The sequence below is a fragment of the Streptococcus oralis Uo5 genome (assembly GCF_000253155.1).
Lineage (GTDB): Bacteria > Bacillota > Bacilli > Lactobacillales > Streptococcaceae > Streptococcus > Streptococcus oralis_L.
On sequence record NC_015291.1, the window covers coordinates 1,632,096 to 1,653,994 of the forward strand.

The window sequence follows — 21,899 nt, forward strand, 5'->3', positions numbered from 1 at the left end:
ACCCTATTTTTTCATAAAAGCAAGAACTTTCGCCAGATTTTTTAGAAAATTCTAACAAATATTTTTAAAAGGGTTTTCTATATAATTTTTAGTAAAAGACCCTCAAGCATCAAAGGCTTGAGGGTCACTTATTTTAATCCGTTAGTTCCACACAGAAGGCATCCCATGGCTCTAAGGTTTGTTTTTCAACTGCTTTTTTAGCAGTAGTGTTTTTAATCAAGATTGACTTAACTCTTCCTTCTACTGAAAAGTTTTGTTTTTCATTGGACAAGTTAGCTACAACTAGGAAGCGACGGTCACCGTCCTTACGGATATAAGCAAAAACCTTGTCAGCCGTATCAAGCAATTCAAAGTCAGCGCGAATCAGCCAGCTGTTCTTCTTACGAATTTGAACCAGTTTTTGATAAGTATAGAAGATTGAATCTGGATCTGCTAATGCTTCTTGAACGTTGATTTCTTCGTAATTTGGATTAACTGCCAACCAAGGTTGACCTGTTGAGAAGCCAGCGTTTTTACTCTCATCCCATTGCATTGGGGTACGGGCATTATCACGACCAATGACACGGATGCTGTCCATGATTTCTGCTATCGGAACGCCTTTTTCAAGAGCTTCACGCGCATAGTTTAAGGATTCAATATCTTCTACTTGATCCAGTGTTTCAAACGGATAGTTGGTCATCCCAATCTCCTCACCCTGATAGATATAAGGAGTTCCTCTCATCAGATGAAGCAAAATCGCAAAGGCTTTAGCAGATTTTTCACGGTATTCTTGGTCATTTCCCCAAATAGAGACGATTCGAGGGAGGTCATGGTTATTCCAGAAGAGGGAATTCCAGCCGTCTTCAACTCCCAGCTCTGTCTGCCATTTGTTAAAAATTTCTTTTAACTTCCCTACATTTAACTCTTTTTGGTAGTGCCACTTAGGCTGCCCTTCCTGATACTGAAGACAGATATGCTCAAACTGGAAGACCATAGACAATTCTTGACCCTTTGGATCAGAGTAGAGTTTGGCAATTTCTGGTGTCGCCCCCCAAGTTTCTCCCACTGTCAAGAGTTCTTTATCTCCAAAGGTCGCCTGATTCATTTCCTTGAGATAGGGATGGAGCATAGGACCGTTATTGACTACTTTCTCATCAGGAATTTTCCCAATCATGTCAATAACATCCATACGGAAACCGCCAATCCCTTTATCAATCCAGAAGTTCATCATCTCATAAATTTTCTGGCGAAGTTTTTCATTCTCCCAGTTGAGATCAGGCTGTTTCTTGCTGAAAAAGTGAAGATAGCATTGACCCGACTTTTCATCGTATTCCCAAGCAGACCCACTAAAGATAGACTCCAACTCATTAGGCTCATCCCGCCAGATATAGTAGTCGCGCTCAGGGCTATCAGGATTTTCACAGGCCTCAACAAACCAAGCATGCTCATCCGAGGTATGATTGACCACCAAGTCCATGATGATACGAATATCACGCTTCTTAGCTTCTGTGATGAGTTGGTCCATGTCCTCCATGTTCCCGAAAATAGCTGCAATCGCTTGATAATCGGCAATATCATAGCCATTATCATCCATCGGACTGTCATAAACGGGAGAAAGCCAAATCGCTGTAATCCCTAGCTTAGCTAGATAGTCTAACTTACTAGTAATTCCTGGCAAATCACCAATCCCATCTCCGTTGCTATCCATAAAACTCTTTGGATAGACTTGATAGACCACGGCATTGTGCCACCATTTTTCTTGCATCTGTTTACCTCATTATTTTAATAATCTATAGTCTATGATAGCGCTTTTTTAAACTTAGTGCAAGCGTTTGCCTAATCTTTTTGATTTCTTTTTTTGACTCCGTAGTTTCCTATCTTCCAATTTTTTATTATAATAGAGGTCAGAGGTAAAAAAATGAAAAAACAAGCTTTTAGTTCTGAACAATATTTGAATCTACAGCGCGACCACATTTTGGAGCGCATTAACCAATTTGACGGCAAGCTCTACTTGGAGTTTGGTGGCAAAATGTTAGAAGATTTCCACGCTGCTCGAGTCCTTCCTGGTTATGAGCCTGACAATAAAATCAAGCTCTTGCAAGAATTGAAAGAGCAAGTTGAAGTTGTGATCGCCATTAACGCTAGCAATATCGAGCATTCCAAAGCGCGTGGCGACCTAGGCATTTCTTATGACCAAGAAGTTCTTCGTTTGATTGACAAATTCAATGAGCTGGGAATTTTTGTTGGCTCAGTTGTCATCACACAATACGCAGGACAACCCGCTGCAGATGCCTTCCGCAACCAGTTAGATAAAAACGGGATTGATTCTTATCTTCATTATCCAATCAAAGGATATCCGACTGATATGGATCACATCATTTCTCCAGAAGGTATGGGGAAAAACGACTACATCAAAACCAGTCGCAACTTGATTGTCGTAACCGCTCCTGGACCTGGTTCTGGAAAATTGGCAACTTGTATGTCCAACATGTACCACGACCAACTCAATGGCATCAAGTCTGGTTACGCTAAGTTTGAAACCTTCCCAGTCTGGAACCTGCCCCTTCATCATCCGGTCAACTTAGCCTATGAGGCTGCTACAGCAGACCTTGACGATGTCAATATGATTGACCCTTTCCATCTCCAAACCTACGGAGAAACCACTGTCAATTACAACCGTGATATCGAAATTTTCCCAGTGCTCAAACGTATGTTGGAACGCATTCTCGGTGAATCTCCATACGCTTCACCAACAGACATGGGTGTCAACATGGTTGGTTTTGCTATTACTGATAATGAAGCTGCTATCGAAGCCTCTAAACAAGAAATCATTCGCCGTTACTACCAAACAGTTCTTGACTTCAAGGCTGAAAAAGTCGGAGAAACTGCTGTCAAGAAGATTGAACTTCTCATGAACGACCTCGGTATCACACCTGCAGACCGTAAGGTTGCTGTCGCAGCACGCCAAAAGGCAGAAGAAACCGGTGGGCCTGCCCTTGCTCTCGAATTACCATCTGGCGACATTGTCACTGGTAAAAACTCTGAACTCTTTGGCCCTACAGCTGCCGCCTTGATCAATGCCATCAAAAAATCAGCTGACATCGCTAAGGAAGTAAAACTCATCGAGCCTGAAGTCGTCAAACCAATTCAAGGTCTTAAAATCAATCACCTAGGTAGCCGCAATCCTCGCCTCCACTCAAATGAAATCCTGATTGCTCTTGCAATCACAGCTATGGAAAATCCTGATGCTGCGCGTGCAATGAAGGAACTGGGTAATCTAAAAGGTAGCGAAGCCCACTCTACCATCATCTTGACCGATGAAGACAAGAATGTCCTTCGCAAACTAGGCATCAACGTAACCTTTGACCCTTACTACCAATACGATCGCTTGTATCGTAAGTAAAGATTCGAACCTCTCCACCCTCGGAGAGGTTTTCTCTCTGTTTCAATAGCTGGCTTTATGTTATAATGAAAGAAGAAAACTGAAAGGAACTACCATGTCAAAAGAAGTTATTGTTGAAAGTTTTGAACTTGACCACACCATTGTTAAAGCACCCTATGTTCGCTTGATTGGGGAAGAAACCGGACCAAAGGGAGATGTCATCTCCAACTTTGATATTCGCTTGGTGCAACCAAATGAAGACTCTATCCCTACCGCTGGCCTTCACACTATTGAGCACCTCTTAGCCAAGCTCATCCGTACCCGCATTGACGGTATGATTGACTGTTCGCCATTTGGTTGTCGTACAGGCTTCCACATGATTATGTGGGGACGCCATACCAGTGCTGAAATTGCTGCTGTTATCAAGGATTCGCTCAAGGAAATCGCTGAAACCACTACTTGGGAAGATGTCCCTGGAACAACCATCGAATCTTGCGGAAACTACAAGGACCACAGCCTCTTTTCTGCCAAAGAATGGGCGAAACTCATCCTAGAACAAGGAATCTCAGATGATGCCTTTGAACGCCATATCATCTAAACACAAAAGGAACCAGCTTTTAGCTAGTTCCTTCTTTTTTTATTCTCAAAATCTTGAGTTAGGCTTTTTCACGAATGACCAAAACGCCATCTTCCATATCTGCTTCCAGATGTTTGGCATCTAGATGATCCAAGTGGAAGTCTGTCACCTTATCACGAATTTGTTGTTCAACCACGCGACGGAGAGGACGAACACCCATAACTTCGTCATAGCCTTCTTCTGTGATAAAGTCCTTAGCTGCTTGGCTGACTTCCAAATTAATGTCTTTCTTAGCCAGGGTTTGGTTGACTTCCGCCAACATCAAGTCCACAATCTTAGAAAGGTCTTCCTTATTCAAGTGTGAGAACTCGATAACTGCATTAAAGCGGTTAAGGAACTCTGGACGGAAGAATGGTTTCAAACGATCCATCAACTCTGGTTTATCCGCATCTTCAGTCAAGTTAGCTTCATAGCCAAATCCAGCATTTGATGTCGCGATAATGACCGTGTTCTTAAAGTTCACTGTATTTCCTTGACCATCAGTCAAACGACCATCATCCAAGACTTGGAGGAGAAGGGTAATGACTTGAGGATCAGCCTTTTCAATCTCATCCAATAGAATGATAGAGTAAGGATTGCGACGAACACGTTCTGTCAAGGTATTGCTATTGTCATCATACCCCACATAACCGGCTGTTGTACCGATCAGCTTAGATACAGCTGTTCGGTCACTGTATTCAGACATATCCAAACGAATGATAGCATCCTTGGTTCCAAACATATCGAGCGCCAATTGCTTAGCAAGCTCCGTCTTACCAACCCCAGTAGGCCCTACAAAGAGGAAGCTACCGATTGGGCGATTGCCTTCATCAAATCCTGCACGGTTACGACGGATAGCACGAGCTACAGCTTCAACCGCCTTGTCTTGGCCGATAACCTTGTGTTCCAAACGATGAGCCATATCTTTCAAACGTTCGATGTCTGACGCTCCCATTTGTGATACTGGAATACCAGTCATACGCTCTACGGACTCGGCCACATCATTGACAGTGGCAGTCACTTTCATATCTTCTGTGTGGTTTTCGACTTTTTTCTCCAATTCTGCAATGCGAGTTTTGGCATTGAGAGCTGCTTCGAAGTCTTCTGCTTCAACTGCTTTTTCTTGCTTGTCTTTTTCTGCCTCAATTTCACGTTCAACAGCATGAACATCTGTTATCGGATGTTGAGCTGCCAAGTGAGCCGCTGTTACATCGACAAGGTCAATAGCCTTATCAGGCAAGCTACGTTGAGGAATATATTGGATTGAATAATCCACTGCTGCTTTCAAGACTTCATCTGGCAAGATAACATTGTGGTGTTGTTGATAGAGGTCACGAATTCCTTGAAGGATTTTGAAAGTATCTTCAGCTGAAGGAGCATTGACCTTGACTTCGTTGAAACGACGAGCAAGAGCTGCATTCTTCAAGATAGTGTTACGGTATTCATCCTGAGTTGTTGCACCAATAACAGTCAATTCACCACGGGAGAGAGCTGGTTTGAGAATATCTGCAAGCCCCTTAGAGCCACTATCACCACCAGTGCTACCAGCACCAAGAATTTGGTGAATTTCATCAAAGAAGAGGATAATATTTCCTGCTTCTTTTACTTCGTTGACTAGATTTTGAACGTTTTCTTCAAAGCTACCACGGTATTGAGTACCAGCCTCGAGACCTGAGATATCAATAGAAATAATTTCCTTGTTCTTGATGGCAGCTGGAACATCTCCGTTCACAATGGCTTGCGCTAAGCCTTCGACAACGGCTGTCTTACCAACACCTGCATCTCCTACCAGAACAGGATTGTTCTTGGTACGACGTGAAAGGATTTCAGATGTTTCTTGAATTTCCTTGTTTCGTCCGATTACAGGATCCAACTTGCCCTCACGAGCTTCCGCTGTCAAGTTACGACCTAGTTTGGCAAGGACACCGTCTTGTTTCATACCTGAAGCGTGTTGTTGCATTTGCACATCAGATTCTGTATTTCCTGGTAATTGCCCAGTTGCACGATACTGAGCAAATTCCTCAGGTGTCACTTCGCGTCCATTGATTAAGTAGCGACGGTTTTCAGAACTGTATCCTCGCATACCACCCATCAATTGGTTAAATAAATCATCCATGTTGTTAAAGTTATTAAAGTTGTTGTTCATATTTTTTACCTCGTTTATTGTTAATTATTTGCGATCTCTGATATTGACTATCTTTGACCTTTGTTTTAAAAAATTTAGACTAGCTAAATAGCTACTCTACGTATAATTTCTGGTTTTTCTTTTTTAAATAAGCCTTTTATCATCTTCTTTTCAAAGTCTGTTAGATTTAACATAGGCCTCACCCCTTTCTAGGGTATCTATTATACATTTTCAAGAAATAGAGTCATTGAAAATGAAGTTTTCTAAGGAATTCATTTTCCTTATGTTTCTACTATATCACATTGGTCAGTAAAAGTCAATAACTTTTTGACCAAATTTGACTATTTTTTAAAAAGTTTTTTTGAAGTACAAAAAAGTCCCTAGAAAACGAATTTTCTAGAGACTTTCTCTATCAAGTTTAAGAGAGAAGGAATATTCTCACTTACCAAGTTTCATGTTTCTCCTACGAAAGCCTAAGCTTTACGTTTTACGAAGAATACCAATCCACTCAATGCCAAGACTGCAAATCCAAGTGCAGAAAGGAGAGAGGTTGCTTCCCCTGTGTTTGGAAGTTCAGCTTTACCTTTAGTCTCCGTAGCTGGAGGTGTTTGTTTTGGATCCTCTTTTTTTCCTGGATCAGTTGGTTCTGTTCCTGGAGTTGGATTTGTTCCTGGATTATTTGGCGTTGGATCTGGTGTTGGTGCTGGATCTGGCGTTGTTCCTGGATTATTTGGAGCTGGGTCTGGTGTTGGTGCTGGATCTGGCGTTGTTCCTGGATTATTTGGAGATGGATTTGGTTCTGGCGTTGGTGTTGGAACAGTGTATTTATTTGTAAATACAACTTCTTTACCATTGGCATAGGAAACCTTTGCAGTCAAGAGACCTTGATCATCCGCAACTACAGTGACTGTTACAGTATGCTCGGTCTTATCGTATTCAATACCCTCTTCAGTACCAACTTTTTCAACCAAGGTATAAGTATGAGTACCTGCTTCTTCGAATGAACGAACAAAGTCTACTTTACCTTCGGCAGTATTCTTAGCTGTAGCTACAACGGCGCCTTTCTCTTTCAATTCGAAAGTATAAGCATCAGCCGCAAGTTCTTTACCTTCAAGTTTCTTAGTTGCTTCAATCGTAGCTTCTACCGCTGGTGCTTTGAAGCTATTCTTGAAGACACTACCTGCTGGATATTCAACAGCTGCCTTCAAAGCGTTGGTTGCTGCATCTTTGGTTACTTTTACCACCGCAGTCTTTTCTGTATCATAAGTAATACCAGTTGCTCCAGCATTCACTTCTTTTACAGTATAAGTATACTCACCTTCTGCATCATAGTTGATTGCATTAAATGTTACTTTTCCACCTTGGTTTGTTTTTGTATCAATTTTTTGTCCATCTTTGTACAATTCAAATTGGAACTCACCATCAACCAAAGTACGACCAGTCAATTCTTTCGTAAATTCAAGTGTTGCCGATGTAGCTGTTGGAGCTGGTGCTGTATAAGTGTTTGTGAAGACACGTTCTGTATCCGCATCTTCTACAGTCGCAACCAATTGGCCTTTACCATCATCCGCAACAGTGACGAACACTTCATACGCATTTTGATCATAAGTGATTGTTTTATCGTCACCAGCTTTTTCAGTAATAGTGTAAACGTAATCGCCTGCTGCTGAGAAAGTGACGTTGAAGACAACTTCTCCTGAGGCAGTATTCTTAGCCGTAGCTACAAGGTCTGAACCTTCTTTCAGTTCAAATGTGTAAGCATCAGCTTCAAGCGCTTTACCTTTCAAGACTTTCTTAGCTTTGATTGTAGCCTGTGCAGGTTCCGCTTTATAGTCATTAACGAAAACTGGTGTTTCACTTGTAACTGTCGCGACAAGTTGACCTTCGCCATTATCTTTCACTTCTACAGTTGCTGGATGTTCTGTTTTATCATAAGTTACACCAAGTTTATTGCCAACCTTTTCTGTAATAGTGTAGTTATATACTCCTGCTGTTGAATAGCTAATTTCAGAAAAACGAATCAATCCGCCAGCAGTATTCTTTGCTGTCGCAACAACCTTGTCACCCTCTTTCAGTTCAAACTCAAACTCATCTATCTCCAGCTCTTTACCATTCAAAACTTTTTTAGCTTCAATAGCAATTTTAGCTGGAGCTGCTTTATATGTGTTTGTGAAGGTTGGTTCTGCAGATGTGACAGTTGCTGTTAAAACTCCATTTTGGAAAGTTGCTGCTACAGTAACTTCCTTGGCTTCTGTATCAAATGTAACGCCTGCAACTGCTGTTGAAGTGTCTTCTTTGATGATGTAGTGATAAGTTCCCACACCTTTTACTTGGAGATTCTCAAAGGTAATCGTTCCATCAGCTTTTGATTTTGCTGTGGCTACAGGTTCCTTCAAGTTCTCTGCAGTAAACAGGTTAAAGGTAAACTCATCTGCTTTTGGAAGTTTATCTGCACGTCCTTCTACTACTTTCTTAGCCGTCACATTGAATACAGCTGGAAGAGGTTCATCTTTAAGATGAATAGTAGAACCCGCAGCACCGAGTTTGACTGTATACTCTTTTTCATCTAGTTTATAACCTGCTGGAGCAGTCTTCTCTTTGATCTTAAACGTTTTACCTTCCCATTTCTGATCATAAGTTTTCGTAAGCGCTACTCCTTTTTCATTCGTAGTCACTTCTGTTGTTTCACTTGCATCATCTGCTGCTGTCACAGTATATACTGCACCCGAAACTGGAGCAAGAGTGAAGGCATCAGTCTTATGAATCTTAATTTGGTATGCAGTAGATGCTACAATCGTACCAGAAATCAAAGATGTCGCCTCAGCTGTCATATCAAGTGCTCCCGGACGACTTGTATTCTGTGCTAATTTAGTCCCGTCAGCCAACGACAGAGCAACCCTATTTCCTACTTTACTTCCATCATTAGGAGTTGTTGTGTTATAAGATACTATATAAGAGGTCGTTCCATCTTTAAAAATGATATCGAATGAAGTATAGTTTTCGTTCCACGAAACGGTATAGTCTTGCCCCTCAGTTAACAATACTGCATCATCTGGAACAGCAGAAGTCCCAACAGTGATATCTGCCTTATATACTTTTAGAGTCTCAGGAATATACTGTGCAGGAGTGTAACTAGTATCATCATTTGGTATAGTATCATGTAATACAATATTTTGTCCTAAGTCTTGTTTCTCTGTATTTACACGTACCCGCCAGGTAGACCATGCATCTCCCTTGCTAACCGAACCAATCTCAGCCAGTTTTGGAGAGTTCCAATTTTCAAGGGCAGCACGCCCCCCAATTTTAGCGTAATTTTCAGTACCAACTTTGGGACCATCGATTGTTTTTGATGAATAAATGTGAGTCACTTCTTGCTTCAATGAGGATGAATTAAAATTAATGCGGGTTTTATTCTGATCCTTTAAGAATCTAAAAGTAACAGAAAAATTCCCTGACACATCCTTTACCTTATCTCCACCAGTTTTCTCTAGATATTTATCCAAGTTTTTTAAGGTGATTTTTGCTTTCCCACCTTGATCAGTACCATTTGAAGTCACTTCTGCTTCTCCAATAGTAACTTTTGTTGTCGGATCAATTAAATCCTGACTCCCCTCATAAACTGCCATAGGAGCAGGTATATCAAAGGTAAAATAATCTCCATTATTCAGATGTTCATTATACTGTTTGAGATCAAAAGTCACGCGAAGCTTATATGCTAAATTCGTACGAAGCGAGAAATCTCCTTCTGAACTCACATTTTGCTTAGTATCTGAAGCATCTAACAGATCAATGCCTGTAATTACTTGTGTCAACTCTTTTGAAACCGGATTATCTGCTTTAACAATCCCTACCAAAACAGATGCTAGGCCTAAAATAGCAAAAGCTAACGCAGAAAATTTAGAAAGCATGTTTAACGCTTTGCTTCTCGACATTTCTTCTCCTCTTTTCTATATGAAATTTTTATTTCTAATCTCCCTAAGAGATTACATCATACCATTTTGACAACCCCTATCACTAACTAGAGTTTATCTATTGTATTATAACATCTCAATACAATCTATTCAAGTTTAATAACTAGAAAATAAGTTTTTATAAGATTTTATTATATTATTCTCTCGAATTTCAACACATTGTCACAAGAATTAACAAAATCTCTCAGTATTTTTCATATGATATGTCGAAAATTTATCTTTTAGATATAGAAAAAAGCCAGTCCTATAGACTAGCTTTCTTTCTATTCTAATTGAATCTTAGCTCAATGCATCATCCATTGAAAGAACTTCGTGGAAGACACGTTGTGTCAATTCAGTTTTTTGCTCTGGAGTGAGGTATTTAGTGTTTACACAGTATCCAGAGATACGTACGATAACGTCTTCACCTGACATGATCTTTTCGTAAACATCGTTCAAGTCCATAACGTTCAAGTTAACGTGTTGTCCACCGTTTTCGAAGTAACCATCAAGGATTGTTACCAAGTTATCAACTTGCTCGTCACGAGTCTTACCAAGAGCACGTGGAGAAACTTGTGTTGTCAATGAGATACCGTCAGCTGCGTAACCAAAGTCAAGGCTAGCAAGTGAGTTCAAGTTTTGCAACCATCCACCTTTAGCTTTGTTAGAAGGGTTAGCACCTGGTGAGAAGAATTCAAGTTTAGACAAGTTCACAGAACCATCTTCGTTGAGGTATACACCTTTGTGGACTGGTGAGTTACCAGTTTGTTTAGAGTAAGCAACGTTAGATGTGATGGTCAAAAGTGATACAGTAGCTTCTGCGTCTTTGTAAAGTTTATGGCTACGTAGACGAGTTGTGTAAGCTTCGATCAACCATTCAGCCAATTCGTTTGAACGAGGGTCATCTTCACCCCAACGTGGGTATTCACCGATTGTTTCGTAATCGTAGATGTAGCCATTTTCATCACGGATTGGTTTAACAGTAGCGTACTTGATAGCTGACAATGTATCAACAGTGTTAGCAAATCCACAGATACCGAATCCCATGTTAGCACGTTGTTTAGTTGGCAAGAAGGCCATTTGAACAGCTTCGTAGTTGTACTTGTCAGTCATGTAGTGGATGATGTTCAAAGCATCTACGTAAGTGTCAGTCAACCAGTCAAGAGATTTTTCAAAGTTGGCTTTAACTGATTCGAATTCAAGAACTTCGTCACGGATAGGATCGATGTCAAATACTTTGTAGTCTTTGTGAACATCGTCGTAACCACCGTTCAAACCAGTAAGAAGAGCTTTCAAAACGTTTACACGAGCACCGAAGTACTGGATGTTGTGGCGTTGATCTTCGTTTTCTGGGTCAAGTGGTGACACACAGCATGAGATACAGCTCATTTCTCCGTATCCGTCTTTAGCCATTGTTGTTACACCTTCGTATTGGATAGAAGAGTGTTTGTGGCTCATATGCATACAGTAGCGACGGAAGTTGTATGGTAATTTGTCAGTCCAAAGAACTGTCAAGTTTGGTTCTGGTGAGTTACCGATGTTGTCAAGAGTGTTCAAGAAACGGTAGTCCATCTTAGTAACACGGTGACGACCATCGTTACCCATACCAGCCATAGAAGTTGTGATGAAGGTTGGGTCACCTGAGTACAATTGGTCATAAGCTTTTGTACGAGCAAATTTAACTGTACGAAGTTTCATAACGAAATCATCAACGAATTCTTGGATTTCTGATTCAGTAAATGTACCACGAGCAAGGTCACGTTCTGCAAAGATGTCCAATACGATTGGTACACGACCTAGAGATGTAGCAGCACCGTTAATCACACGGCAGACAGCCATGAAAGCAATGTTAACCCATTGGATAGCTTCTTTGACGTTCATCGCTGGTTTACGAACATCAACCCCGTAAAGGTCACCCAAGCGAACAACTTGTTGCAATGCTTGGTATTGAAGGTTTACTTCTTCACGAAGACGGATTGTTTCTTCATCGATTTCTTTGATTGCATTCCAGTCATTTACTTTTTCTTGCATCAAGTAGTCTGCCCCGTAAAGAGCAAGACGTGCGTAAACACCGATGATACGTCCACGTGAGTAGGCATCTGGAAGACCAGTTACAGTGTGAGCGTGACGAGCGCGACGAATGTTTGAAGTGTAGGCACGGAAAATACCGTCGTTAACTGTTGTTACGTATTTAGTGAAGATTTCGTGAACAGCTGGATCTGGTTCGTATCCATTTTCTTTCAAAGTAGTTTCAGCCATACGGATACCACCTTTTGGCATGAAGTTTAATTTGAAGAGTTCATCATTTTGGATACCGAAGATCACTTCGTTTTCTTTGTCGATAAATCCAGCAGGAATATCAGCAATAGATGTTGGACGAGTGTCCATTGGGAAACGAGTTTCTTCGTAGTGTGCTTTTGTTTCTTCTACGATTTTTTTGATGTGAAGTGAACGTTCTGTTGGTCCAGCAAGGAAACTTTCATCTCCATCATAAGGTGTGTAGTTAGCTTGAACAAAGCGAGAAATACTTGCTTTTTCTTTCCAATCTACGCCTTTGAAGCCTTCCCAAGCTTTATCAAAAATGTCTTGTGCTTCAACAACTGTCTTAACAACCATGTTAATGTCCTCTTTTTTCTAGTAACAGTCATCTGTTACATTCTTGAGACAAGTATACCATACAGTAACCGATTTCAACAAGAGAAAATCGCTATTTTAGACGCTTTCTTTTATAATACAGTCTCTTTTTCGTTCTTATCTGTATTATATTTTTGAAAGTCAGGTTGGACTTTTCCACTTTTTCAGAAAAAAGGGTATAATAAATAGAAAACGACACTAGAAAGGGATTGGAATGCTCATATTTCCATTGATAAATGATTTGTCCAGAAAAATCATCCATATCGACATGGATGCCTTTTTTGCAGCGGTGGAAATAAGAGATAATCCCAAGTTAAAGGGCAAACCTGTCATTATCGGAAGCGACCCCAGACAAACAGGTGGTCGAGGTGTCGTTTCTACCTGTAGCTATGAGGCGCGAGCTTTTGGTATTCATTCAGCCATGAGCTCTAAAGAAGCTTATGAGCGCTGTCCCCAAGCTGTCTTTATCTCAGGAAATTATGAAAAGTATAAGACTGTAGGACTTGAGATTCGAGCTATTTTTAAACGCTACACTGATTTGATTGAACCTATGAGTATTGACGAGGCTTACTTGGATGTGACAGAAAATAAACTCGGTATCAAGTCAGCCGTCAAAATTGCCCGCCTCATCCAACAGGATATCTGGCAGGAACTACACCTGACTGCTTCTGCAGGCGTTTCCTACAATAAATTTCTAGCTAAAATGGCCAGTGATTATCAGAAGCCACATGGTTTGACAGTGATTCTACCTGACCAAGCCCAAGACTTTCTCAAACAAATGGACATTGCTAAATTTCATGGTGTAGGAAAGAAGACAGTAGAAAAGCTTCATGAAATGGGCATTTATACTGGTGCAGACTTATTGGACGTCTCTGAAGTCACTTTAATCGATCGCTTTGGCAGACTCGGCTTTGACCTTTATCGAAAGGCAAGGGGCATTCATAACTCACCAGTCAAGTCCGATCGCATTCGTAAGTCCATTGGCAAGGAGAAAACCTATGGGAAGATTCTCCAGGTTGACGAAGACATCAAAAAAGAGCTGACTCTCCTCTCTGAAAAAGTAGCTCTCAATCTCAGCACACAGGACAAGTCTGGAAAAATCATTATCCTAAAAATACGATATGCTGACTTCTCCACTCTGACTAGACGAAAAAGCCTTCCACAAGCAACACAGGACGCTAGTCAGATTTCTCAAACTGCCCTTCAACTCTACGAAGAGCTAGCTGAAAAAGAAAAAGGTATCCGTTTACTAGGAATCACGGTGACAGGATTTTAAAAAGCTTGAAGGAAACTTCCCTCAAGCTTTTTTCTTATACAAACAAACGCACAAAACTATAGAGCAACAAGACACTACCGAGTACAATACGATATTTACCAAAGAGTGTAAAGTCGTGTTTCTTCACATAGCTGGTCAAGAAACGAATAGCAACCATGCTGACCCCAAAGGCAACCCCCATGGCTACCAAAAGCAAGAACAGTTGACCAAAACTCAAAAGTTGACCTGCTTTAATAAATTTGAAAATCTTTAAAGCACTGGCTCCGAACATAACAGGAATTCCGAGATAGAAGGTAAACTCTGTTACGACAGAGCGACTTGTTCCATTCAATAAACCACCAACAATCGTCGCCCCTGAACGACTTGTTCCTGGGAAAAGGGCAAGGACTTGGAAGAGACCGATGTAAAGGGCTGTTTTATAAGGCAACTTGTCTAACTCAGTTACTGTTGGTTCAATAGCTTGGGCCTTATTTCGTTTTTCAAGATAGATAAAGGCAACACCATAGATAATCAACATAATCGCAACTGAAACCATGTTATGGAATTTGGCATCAAACCAATCATCTAATTTAAAAACCAATAGCAAAGGCAAGGTTGCAACGAAGACTTTTGACCACAATTGCCAAGTTCTACGAACTTCGACCTTAGTTTTACCAGGTTTGAAGGGATTGAGCTTATTAAAGTAAATGACCGTAACTGCTAAAATGGCACCAAGCTGGATGACAACATTAAACATGGATATGAAGGCTGCATTCTGGTCCTTGTATTGTACAAATTCTTCAACCAAGATCAAGTGGCCAGTACTTGAAACGGGCAACCATTCTGTAATTCCTTCAACAATCCCAAAAAAGATTGACTTCAAAATTTCAATAAAATACATACATTACTCCTTTTTCTGTCCTCTATTATAGCATAATTTCAGATGTTGCGATAGATTTTTTAGAAGGCGCCGATGCTACCACCGCCTCCGCCTCCTGAGAATCCTCCACCTGAACTTCCACTTCCAGAAGATACAGAGTAATTGCTAGCTGTATTTGCGACAGCAGTATATTGCTTGATTTGTGCAGTTGAGGTGTAGAACTGTGAGTGCCAACCATAGGCTACATAAAGATTCAAATCTGGATTTTCAAGCTGAATATGGCGAACTTTCATTAACTTGCTCACCTTCTTGGCATAACCAAAGAGAGTCGCATAGACCAGTAGACGGTTCCAAAGGACGATGCTCTCTAGCTCGGCCTGATCCAGATGAGAGATGTCGCGAAGCATATTTTCAAAACTCGTCCAGAGATAGAAGATCTCCGCTCCTTCCTCTGTTAGAACTCCATCGCGATAGGCTCCTCGCGTGGCAAGATAAACCCAGAAACTAGTCCCTAATCCTGTCAATCCTAAGAGTAGAAATGGGATCGAAAAGAAGCCATGTGTTTGCCAACTATAATAAAAGAAAAGCAATCCACCTAGAGCTGTTATGGCTGAACAGACCCGCATCCCAAGAGCAAGGCGACGTTCCTCACTTGTCAAGGGACGATAGTAGCTTGGGATACGAAGTACATGGACCTTATCCTTGACACAAGACTGAATGCGTTGAAGTCTTCCTTCAAAGGAGCGTTTGAGACGCGAGCCTGTTTCTCGGATATGTTTTTCATCTGACTCTTTGGCACCACGGTAAAGGGAAGATGAAACTTGGTAATCAGGGAAGAGCTCTGAAATAGCCAATTCTTTCTTATTTGACAAAGTCATGCGCAGACATTCCTTCTCAAAATTGGACAACCCCTTTTCACTGATAATGCGCACATAAGGTTCCTCATCCCCTTGAAAAATAGATAAATGACCTCGATCGACTAAATCCAACAAGGTTGCCTGAATCAAACGTTCAAAAGTAAATTTACCAAACCCTGATTTGTTTAGGGGATTGACTTCCTCTAAGGAAGTTGAATACACTGCTTCTGCTAGAACCATTGGAGGCAAATCCATCGGCGGCTCATAAAGCCTGTGGTCTTTTGGAAAGACCTTTTTAATGGTTGTACTCTGACGAAACATTCTATAAAAGATAGGAATTGGAAGTAAGAGACTCATAAAAATGACCGGGAAGACCCATTTCATCATAATCTCACTTTGCGCTTTTTCTGTCGCTATATTGCTTTCAATTCGGTTAAAATCGGTTAAACGTTCTTCCTCTAATCCTTGATCTGGAGCTCCTGCAAAAGCACTTCTAGGCCAGTATGCGTGTAATTCGATCTGTCGCTTTCTAGGAAGATCTTTCATTTTGACATGATAGAGATTATTTGTTTTTTCAACACTAGAGTCCCTTAGGAGTTGGCCTGCATGAAAATAGAGTTTCTCCGCTGGATGGTCCGAGCTGACCTTGAACTCAATCTCTTTGATGTCTCCAGTACTATCTGTCAAGGGTTGCCAATTTAGCTCTGCGATATCCTTATATAAGAAGAGAAGGTTTGTTAGTTTCCAGGTAACCGTTACCCGAACAGTATCTCCAGCATATCCAGCATTGTAAATTTTTACCTTGTAACCGTCCTCTTCCTCCATAGTATAGAAGGGAGCATTTTGAACAATTCTTCCATTTTTAGAGACCTGAACGGTCGGATCGGGATCAATGTCAAATCCTTCTGGCATTTTCCCAGCTTTTCCGAGTCCAACTAACTGACCATTATAATCATCTCCAAAGCGGTAGGTAATTGTTTCCTTAAAAATTGCAGTATTATCTGCATGAATATTCAAATCACCCTGATAGGACAAGATATCAAAGTCTACTGCAAAAACCAGGCTCGGTATAAATAATAAATAAGCAAATACCAAAGCCAACAGCCATCTTTTTTTCATAATCGGTTCCCTTTCAATCTTTTTACCATTATATCATTTTTTATAAGTAAAGGCTTACTTGTATTGAAAATCTCACCATTTTTAGATACAATAGAGAGAAGTCATTTTTAGACTAGAAATAGGAGAAAACATGAAAAAATTATGCTTATCTATCCTTGCTAGCTTAGCCCTTACCTTAGGACTAGTTAACCAAGTCCAAGCCGACGAATATTTACGCATCGGGATGGAGGCAGCTTACGCTCCCTTCAACTGGACCCAAGACGACGATAGTAACGGCGCCGTCAAAATCGACGGTACCAACCAATACGCCAACGGCTACGATGTTCAAATCGCTAAAAAAATTGCCAAAGACCTAGGCAAGGAACCATTGGTCGTGAAAACCAAGTGGGAAGGACTTGTTCCAGCCCTTACTTCTGGCAAAATCGATATGATCATTGCCGGTATGAGCCCAACCGCTGAACGCAAACAAGAAATTGCTTTTTCAAGCAGTTACTATACTAGCGAGCCAGTTCTATTGGTCAAAAAGGACTCTGCCTATGCGAATGCCAAATCTTTAGAGGACTTTAGCGGAGCAAAAATCACTTCTCAACAAGGTGTTTACCTTTATGATTTGATTTCCCAAATCCCTGGTGTCAAGAAAGAAACAGCTATGGGCGACTTTGCCCAAATGCGCCAAGCTCTGGAAGCCGGTGTTATTGATGCCTATGTTTCGGAACGCCCTGAAGCCCTGACCGCTGAGTCTGCCAACGCTAAGTTCAAAATGATCCAACCCCAACCCGGTTTCAAAACTGGAGAAGAAGATACAGCTATCGCCATTGGACTTCGTAAAGATGACAGTCGTATCAGCCAAATCAATGCTAGTATTGAAACCATCTCCAAAGATGAACAAGTTGCACTGATGGATCGTATGATTCAAGAGCAACCTGCCGAAGCCACAACAACTGAAGAAAGTAGCAGTAATTTCTTCAACCAAGTTGCTAAAATTCTTTCTGAAAACTGGCAACAGCTCTTGCGTGGTGCAGGTGTCACTCTTTTAATCTCAATCATCGGAACTATCGTAGGTCTCATTATCGGTCTTGCCATTGGTGTCTTCCGTACGGCTCCTCTCTCTGAAAACAAAGCCATTTACGGCCTACAAAAACTAGTCGGTTGGATTCTCAATGTCTATATTGAAATCTTCCGTGGTACACCGATGATTGTTCAATCCATGGTTATCTACTATGGGACTGCTCAAGCTTTCGGTATCAATCTCGACCGGACACTGGCTGCTATCTTTATCGTCTCAATCAACACGGGTGCCTACATGACAGAAATCGTTCGTGGTGGTATTCTAGCAGTTGACAAGGGACAGTTCGAAGCTGCAACTGCTCTTGGTATGACCCACAATCAAACCATGCGTAAGATTGTCCTTCCTCAGGTTGTCCGTAATATTCTACCTGCTACTGGTAATGAGTTTGTCATCAATATCAAAGATACCTCTGTATTGAACGTTATTTCAGTTGTCGAGCTTTATTTCTCAGGAAATACTGTAGCGACTCAAACCTATCAATACTTCCAGACCTTTACCATCATTGCAGTGATTTACTTTGTCCTCACCTTCACTGTGACCCGTGTCCTACGTTTTATCGAACGCTATATGGACATGGACACTTACACTACAGGTGCTAACCAAATGCAAACGGGGGATTTGAAAAAATGACACAACCAATCCTTGAAATCAAACACCTAAAAAAATCCTATGGACAAAATGAAGTGCTAAAAGACATTTCTCTCACCGTCCATAAAGGAGAGGTTATTTCCATCATCGGAAGCTCGGGAAGCGGAAAATCAACCTTCCTTCGTTCGATTAATTTACTAGAAACACCTACAGGAGGAGAGATTCTCTATCGCGGAGAAAATGTCCTCGAAAAAGGCTATAACCTCACCCATTATCGTGAAAAGCTCGGTATGGTTTTCCAATCTTTCAATCTCTTTGAAAATCTGAATGTCCTTGAAAATACTATCGTTGCCCAAACTACTGTACTCAAACGCGACCACTCTGAAGCTGAAAAAATTGCCAAAGAGAATCTCGAAAAAGTTGGTATGGGAGAACGTTACTGGCAAGCCAAGCCTAAACAACTTTCAGGTGGACAAAAGCAACGTGTAGCTATCGCTCGTGCACTCTCCATGAATCCTGACGCCATTCTCTTTGACGAACCTACATCTGCCCTTGACCCCGAAATGGTCGGAGAAGTCCTCAAAATTATGCAGGACCTAGCTCAAGAAGGCTTGACCATGATTGTTGTAACCCACGAAATGGAATTTGCTCGCGACGTCTCCCATCGTGTCATCTTCATGGACAAGGGAATCATTGCAGAAGAAGGTAAACCTGAAGAACTCTTCACGAATCCTAAAGAAGAACGGACAAAAGAATTCCTTCAGCGTTATCTCAATTAATAAATAAAGACTGCATACAGAATGCAGTCTTTTTAGTTTGTAATTGTAAAGAAAAGGCAGACTCGATTCATGAATCTGCCTGTAACCACAGTTCAATCTTCAAATTTTTCATGATTTTTTTCATAGAAATCGATTAAACTAAGAGCTGTTTCAAATGAAATATTTTTAACCTTTGCGCGTCCTTGTGCTAGAGCAATGATAGACATTTCACGCGCATTCGTTTCTTTAGAGATACGGTAACCTGTGATCTTCTTATCACGAACCCAGCCAACAACTGCTTCTACCTTTTCAAAGTTTGACTTAACCATGTTCTTCTCCTGAATTATTCTTTACAATTCTTAATTGTATACGTTTTTATTTCATCTGTCAATAAAAAAACATATATTCGTCACAACTATATTATTCTGCATATTTTTATTTGGCTTTTAAAGCCGATAATATATGAGTTCTTATATCCTCAACTCCATTAGGATTTGCTGGTAGGAAGATTGTATTATTACCCTCTTTATCCGCAAAATTATTCAACGTATCTAAATACTGGTTCGTTAATAGGATAGACATGATTTGTTCTTCAGTCAGCTCAACATTAGCTCCCTTTAACTCTTTGATAGAATCAGCCAGTCCGTCAACAATCGCTTTACGCTGTTCTGCAATCCCTACACCATGTAGGCGATCTTTTTCTGCTTCTGCTTCTGCTGCGGTCACAATCTTAATCTTATCTGCTTCAGCAAGTTCTTGCGCCGCAACTCTCTTACGTTGGGCTGCGTTAATTTCATTCATTGATTGTTTTACTTCAGCATCAGGTTCAACCTTAGTAATCAGCGTTTTGACAATGATATACCCATACGTAGACATTTCTTCTGCCACTTGTTTTTGAACTTCTAAGGCGATTTCATCCTTCTTCTCAAACAACTCATCTAGGGTTAACTTTGGTACAGATGAGCGCAAAGCATCTTCAATATAGGATTTGATTTGGGCTTCTGGACGCATCAATTTATAATAGGCATCTGTGACATTGTTTTCATTCACTCGATACTGAGTTGCCACATTCATCGTTACAAATACATTATCTTGCGTCTTTGTCTCTACAACGATTTCACTCTGCAACAAGCGTAGTTGTACTCTTGCTGCAATTCTATCAATCCCAAAGGGAGCCCGCAAATGAATACCACTATTGCTCAACTTTTGGTATTTACCAAAGCGTTCTATAATAGCGACAGATTGTTGTCGTACCACATATACAGAACTAATCGTAATCACTGATGCAATCACCACTAAAATCAATACAACAAGTAAAATTTGTAAAACCATGGGAATCTCCCCCTTTCATCACCCTCATTATAACACCATCGTTATCATTACGCAAATAATATGATAATAATTTTATTTTAGTTTAAACTAGCATATTATACAGTGTTTCATTTCCATTCAAATTAATATAAGACGGGTCAAACTTTTCCATTCGATGAATCAATCCATTATAATCATTCTTATCCGCAAGAGCAATCCCAATCAAGACTGGTCCTGTCCCCTTGCTGGCCCGTTTGATATATTCAAAACGAGTGATGTCATCATGCGGCCCCAAAATGTCATTTACAAACTCTCGTAGAGCTCCTGGACGTTGTGGGAAATTCACTACAAAGTAATGCTTGATTCCATCGTAAATCAAGGCACGTTCTTCCATCTCTGGCATGCGGTTGATATCGTTATTTCCTCCAGAAATGATACAACAAATCGTCTTGCCTTTGATATAGTCTGATAAAACTTCCAAGGCTGCAACGCTGGCAGCTCCGGCTGGTTCTGCTACAATACCTTGTTTGGAATAAAGATCAATCAAGGTTTCAGAAATCAATCCCTCGTCCACCCCAATCAGCGTTTCAACATTCTTACGAGTCGCTTCATAGGTCAATTGTCCAACCTTTTGTACGGCTATCCCATCAGCGAACTTATCAATTTCTTTGAGCTTAACTGGTCCCCCAGCTTCAAAGGCAGCCTTCATAGAGCGAGCACCATTAGCTTCTACCCCGATCACTTCAATAGTCGGGTTGGTTTCCTTAATATAAGTAGAAACACCGGCAATCAATCCGCCACCACCTACTGGTACAAGTACTGTATCAAAATCAATAGACTCTTTACGGGCTTCTTCAAGAATTTCATAGGCTACAGTCCCTTGACCAGCCTGAACATGCGCATCATCAAAAGGATCGATGAAGGTGCGGTTTTCTGTTAATGTAAATTCTTGTGCTGCCTTAGCAGAAGCATCAAAGGTATCCCCAACCAACTTGATTGTCACGAACTCTCCACCGAAAAAGCGAACCTGCCCAATCTTTTGTTGCGGTGTTGTAATGGGCATAAAAATGGTTGCAGGAATCTTCATCTCATTACAAGTATAGGCGACACCTTGGGCATGATTTCCCGCAGAGGCACAGACTACACCACGCTCGCGTTCATCTTTTGATAGTTGAGAAATGGCATAATAGGCTCCACGAATTTTAAAAGAGCGAACTCGTTGCGCATTCTCCTTTTTGAGATAAATCTTTGCTTGGTATTTTTCTGATAAATAATGATCATATTCTAGTGGTGTATCAACTACTACACCACTCAAAACTTTGTGGGCTTTCACCACATCTTTTGCACTTAGCATTGTCTCCTCCTCAAATACTGTT

The 21,899-nt window shown here is 40.9% G+C and carries 14 protein-coding genes; 5 read left to right on the forward strand and 9 right to left on the reverse strand.

Annotation, left to right across the window (positions count from 1 at the left end; translation table 11 throughout):
- Nucleotides 1-133 precede the first annotated feature (133 nt).
- The gene (locus tag SOR_RS08130) at nucleotides 134-1,744 is read right to left on the reverse strand and encodes a glycoside hydrolase family 13 protein (RefSeq protein ID WP_001156774.1); all 1,611 of its coding nucleotides are present in this window, start codon (nucleotides 1,742-1,744) and stop codon (nucleotides 134-136) included.
- Nucleotides 1,745-1,897: 153 nt separating this feature from the next.
- Between SOR_RS08130 and SOR_RS08135 the strand changes: the two genes are divergently transcribed.
- Together SOR_RS08135 and SOR_RS08140 are read left to right on the forward strand one after the other, a co-directional pair.
- Complete coding sequence (locus SOR_RS08135) at nucleotides 1,898-3,382, forward strand: DUF1846 domain-containing protein (RefSeq protein WP_000743590.1); 1,485 nt, start codon at nucleotides 1,898-1,900, stop codon at nucleotides 3,380-3,382.
- 94 nt (nucleotides 3,383-3,476) lie between these two features.
- Nucleotides 3,477-3,959 carry an S-ribosylhomocysteine lyase gene (locus tag SOR_RS08140; RefSeq protein ID WP_000032556.1) on the forward strand — a complete coding sequence of 161 codons (483 nt, stop codon included), beginning with the start codon at nucleotides 3,477-3,479 and terminating at the stop codon, nucleotides 3,957-3,959.
- A 58-nt stretch (nucleotides 3,960-4,017) separates the two neighbouring features.
- Here SOR_RS08140 and SOR_RS08145 read toward each other — a convergent pair whose 3' ends face one another.
- The 3 genes from SOR_RS08145 to pflB form a co-directional block, all read right to left on the reverse strand.
- Nucleotides 4,018-6,123, reverse strand: coding sequence for an ATP-dependent Clp protease ATP-binding subunit (locus SOR_RS08145; protein ID WP_001063449.1), 2,106 nt, complete (start codon nucleotides 6,121-6,123; stop codon nucleotides 4,018-4,020).
- Between the two features lie 452 nt (nucleotides 6,124-6,575).
- Nucleotides 6,576-10,034: a Spy0128 family protein gene (locus tag SOR_RS08150; protein WP_013670280.1), complete on the reverse strand. Its 3,459-nt coding sequence runs from the start codon at nucleotides 10,032-10,034 to the stop codon at nucleotides 6,576-6,578.
- A gap of 318 nt (nucleotides 10,035-10,352) precedes the next feature.
- The gene (pflB, locus tag SOR_RS08155) at nucleotides 10,353-12,668 is read right to left on the reverse strand and encodes a formate C-acetyltransferase (RefSeq protein WP_000260622.1); all 2,316 of its coding nucleotides are present in this window, start codon (nucleotides 12,666-12,668) and stop codon (nucleotides 10,353-10,355) included.
- A gap of 232 nt (nucleotides 12,669-12,900) precedes the next feature.
- On the opposite strand from pflB, the gene dinB reads away from it, so the two are divergent.
- Nucleotides 12,901-13,962 carry a DNA polymerase IV gene (dinB, locus tag SOR_RS08160; protein ID WP_000904541.1) on the forward strand — a complete coding sequence of 354 codons (1,062 nt, stop codon included), beginning with the start codon at nucleotides 12,901-12,903 and terminating at the stop codon, nucleotides 13,960-13,962.
- A gap of 34 nt (nucleotides 13,963-13,996) precedes the next feature.
- On the opposite strand, the gene SOR_RS08165 is transcribed toward dinB, so the two are convergent.
- Both SOR_RS08165 and SOR_RS08170 read right to left on the reverse strand, forming a co-directional pair.
- A complete protein-coding gene (locus tag SOR_RS08165) occupies nucleotides 13,997-14,842 on the reverse strand; it encodes an undecaprenyl-diphosphate phosphatase (RefSeq protein ID WP_000273573.1) in 846 nt (281 codons plus the stop codon).
- Between the two features lie 59 nt (nucleotides 14,843-14,901).
- The gene (locus tag SOR_RS08170) at nucleotides 14,902-16,797 is read right to left on the reverse strand and encodes a DUF2207 domain-containing protein (RefSeq protein ID WP_000747702.1); all 1,896 of its coding nucleotides are present in this window, start codon (nucleotides 16,795-16,797) and stop codon (nucleotides 14,902-14,904) included.
- Nucleotides 16,798-16,927: 130 nt separating this feature from the next.
- Here SOR_RS08170 and SOR_RS08175 point away from each other — a divergent pair, with 130 nt between their 5' ends.
- Complete coding sequence (locus SOR_RS08175) at nucleotides 16,928-18,496, forward strand: ABC transporter substrate-binding protein/permease (protein ID WP_000732039.1); 1,569 nt, start codon at nucleotides 16,928-16,930, stop codon at nucleotides 18,494-18,496.
- The gene (locus tag SOR_RS08180; protein ID WP_000193353.1) at nucleotides 18,493-19,233 is read left to right on the forward strand and encodes an amino acid ABC transporter ATP-binding protein; all 741 of its coding nucleotides are present in this window, start codon (nucleotides 18,493-18,495) and stop codon (nucleotides 19,231-19,233) included. The genes SOR_RS08175 and SOR_RS08180 overlap by 4 nt, the downstream gene beginning before the upstream one ends.
- 92 nt (nucleotides 19,234-19,325) lie before the next feature.
- Here SOR_RS08180 and SOR_RS08185 read toward each other — a convergent pair whose 3' ends face one another.
- From SOR_RS08185 to ilvA, 3 genes are all read right to left on the reverse strand, one after another.
- Nucleotides 19,326-19,541 carry a capsule biosynthesis transcriptional regulator gene (locus tag SOR_RS08185; RefSeq protein ID WP_000241003.1) on the reverse strand — a complete coding sequence of 72 codons (216 nt, stop codon included), beginning with the start codon at nucleotides 19,539-19,541 and terminating at the stop codon, nucleotides 19,326-19,328.
- 106 nt (nucleotides 19,542-19,647) lie between these two features.
- The gene (locus SOR_RS08190) at nucleotides 19,648-20,544 is read right to left on the reverse strand and encodes an SPFH domain-containing protein (RefSeq protein ID WP_000244067.1); all 897 of its coding nucleotides are present in this window, start codon (nucleotides 20,542-20,544) and stop codon (nucleotides 19,648-19,650) included.
- Between the two features lie 82 nt (nucleotides 20,545-20,626).
- Nucleotides 20,627-21,877 carry a threonine ammonia-lyase IlvA gene (gene ilvA / locus SOR_RS08195; RefSeq protein ID WP_000947299.1) on the reverse strand — a complete coding sequence of 417 codons (1,251 nt, stop codon included), beginning with the start codon at nucleotides 21,875-21,877 and terminating at the stop codon, nucleotides 20,627-20,629.
- Between the last annotated feature and the right edge of the window lie 22 nt (nucleotides 21,878-21,899).

Excerpts from the sequence above, each read along its gene's own strand:
- SOR_RS08130 (WP_001156774.1), bottom strand. The coding sequence starts at position 1,744 with ATGCAAGAAAAATGGTGGCACAATGCCGTGGTCTATCAAGTCTATCCA.
- SOR_RS08135 (WP_000743590.1), top strand. The coding sequence starts at position 1,898 with ATGAAAAAACAAGCTTTTAGTTCTGAACAATATTTGAATCTACAGCGC.
- SOR_RS08140 (WP_000032556.1), top strand. The coding sequence starts at position 3,477 with ATGTCAAAAGAAGTTATTGTTGAAAGTTTTGAACTTGACCACACCATT.
- SOR_RS08145 (WP_001063449.1), bottom strand. The coding sequence starts at position 6,123 with ATGAACAACAACTTTAATAACTTTAACAACATGGATGATTTATTTAAC.
- SOR_RS08150 (WP_013670280.1), bottom strand. The coding sequence starts at position 10,034 with ATGTCGAGAAGCAAAGCGTTAAACATGCTTTCTAAATTTTCTGCGTTA.
- pflB (WP_000260622.1), bottom strand. The coding sequence starts at position 12,668 with ATGGTTGTTAAGACAGTTGTTGAAGCACAAGACATTTTTGATAAAGCT.
- dinB (WP_000904541.1), top strand. The coding sequence starts at position 12,901 with ATGCTCATATTTCCATTGATAAATGATTTGTCCAGAAAAATCATCCAT.
- SOR_RS08165 (WP_000273573.1), bottom strand. The coding sequence starts at position 14,842 with ATGTATTTTATTGAAATTTTGAAGTCAATCTTTTTTGGGATTGTTGAA.
- SOR_RS08170 (WP_000747702.1), bottom strand. The coding sequence starts at position 16,797 with ATGAAAAAAAGATGGCTGTTGGCTTTGGTATTTGCTTATTTATTATTT.
- SOR_RS08175 (WP_000732039.1), top strand. The coding sequence starts at position 16,928 with ATGAAAAAATTATGCTTATCTATCCTTGCTAGCTTAGCCCTTACCTTA.
- SOR_RS08180 (WP_000193353.1), top strand. The coding sequence starts at position 18,493 with ATGACACAACCAATCCTTGAAATCAAACACCTAAAAAAATCCTATGGA.
- SOR_RS08185 (WP_000241003.1), bottom strand. The coding sequence starts at position 19,541 with ATGGTTAAGTCAAACTTTGAAAAGGTAGAAGCAGTTGTTGGCTGGGTT.
- SOR_RS08190 (WP_000244067.1), bottom strand. The coding sequence starts at position 20,544 with ATGGTTTTACAAATTTTACTTGTTGTATTGATTTTAGTGGTGATTGCA.
- ilvA (WP_000947299.1), bottom strand. The coding sequence starts at position 21,877 with ATGCTAAGTGCAAAAGATGTGGTGAAAGCCCACAAAGTTTTGAGTGGT.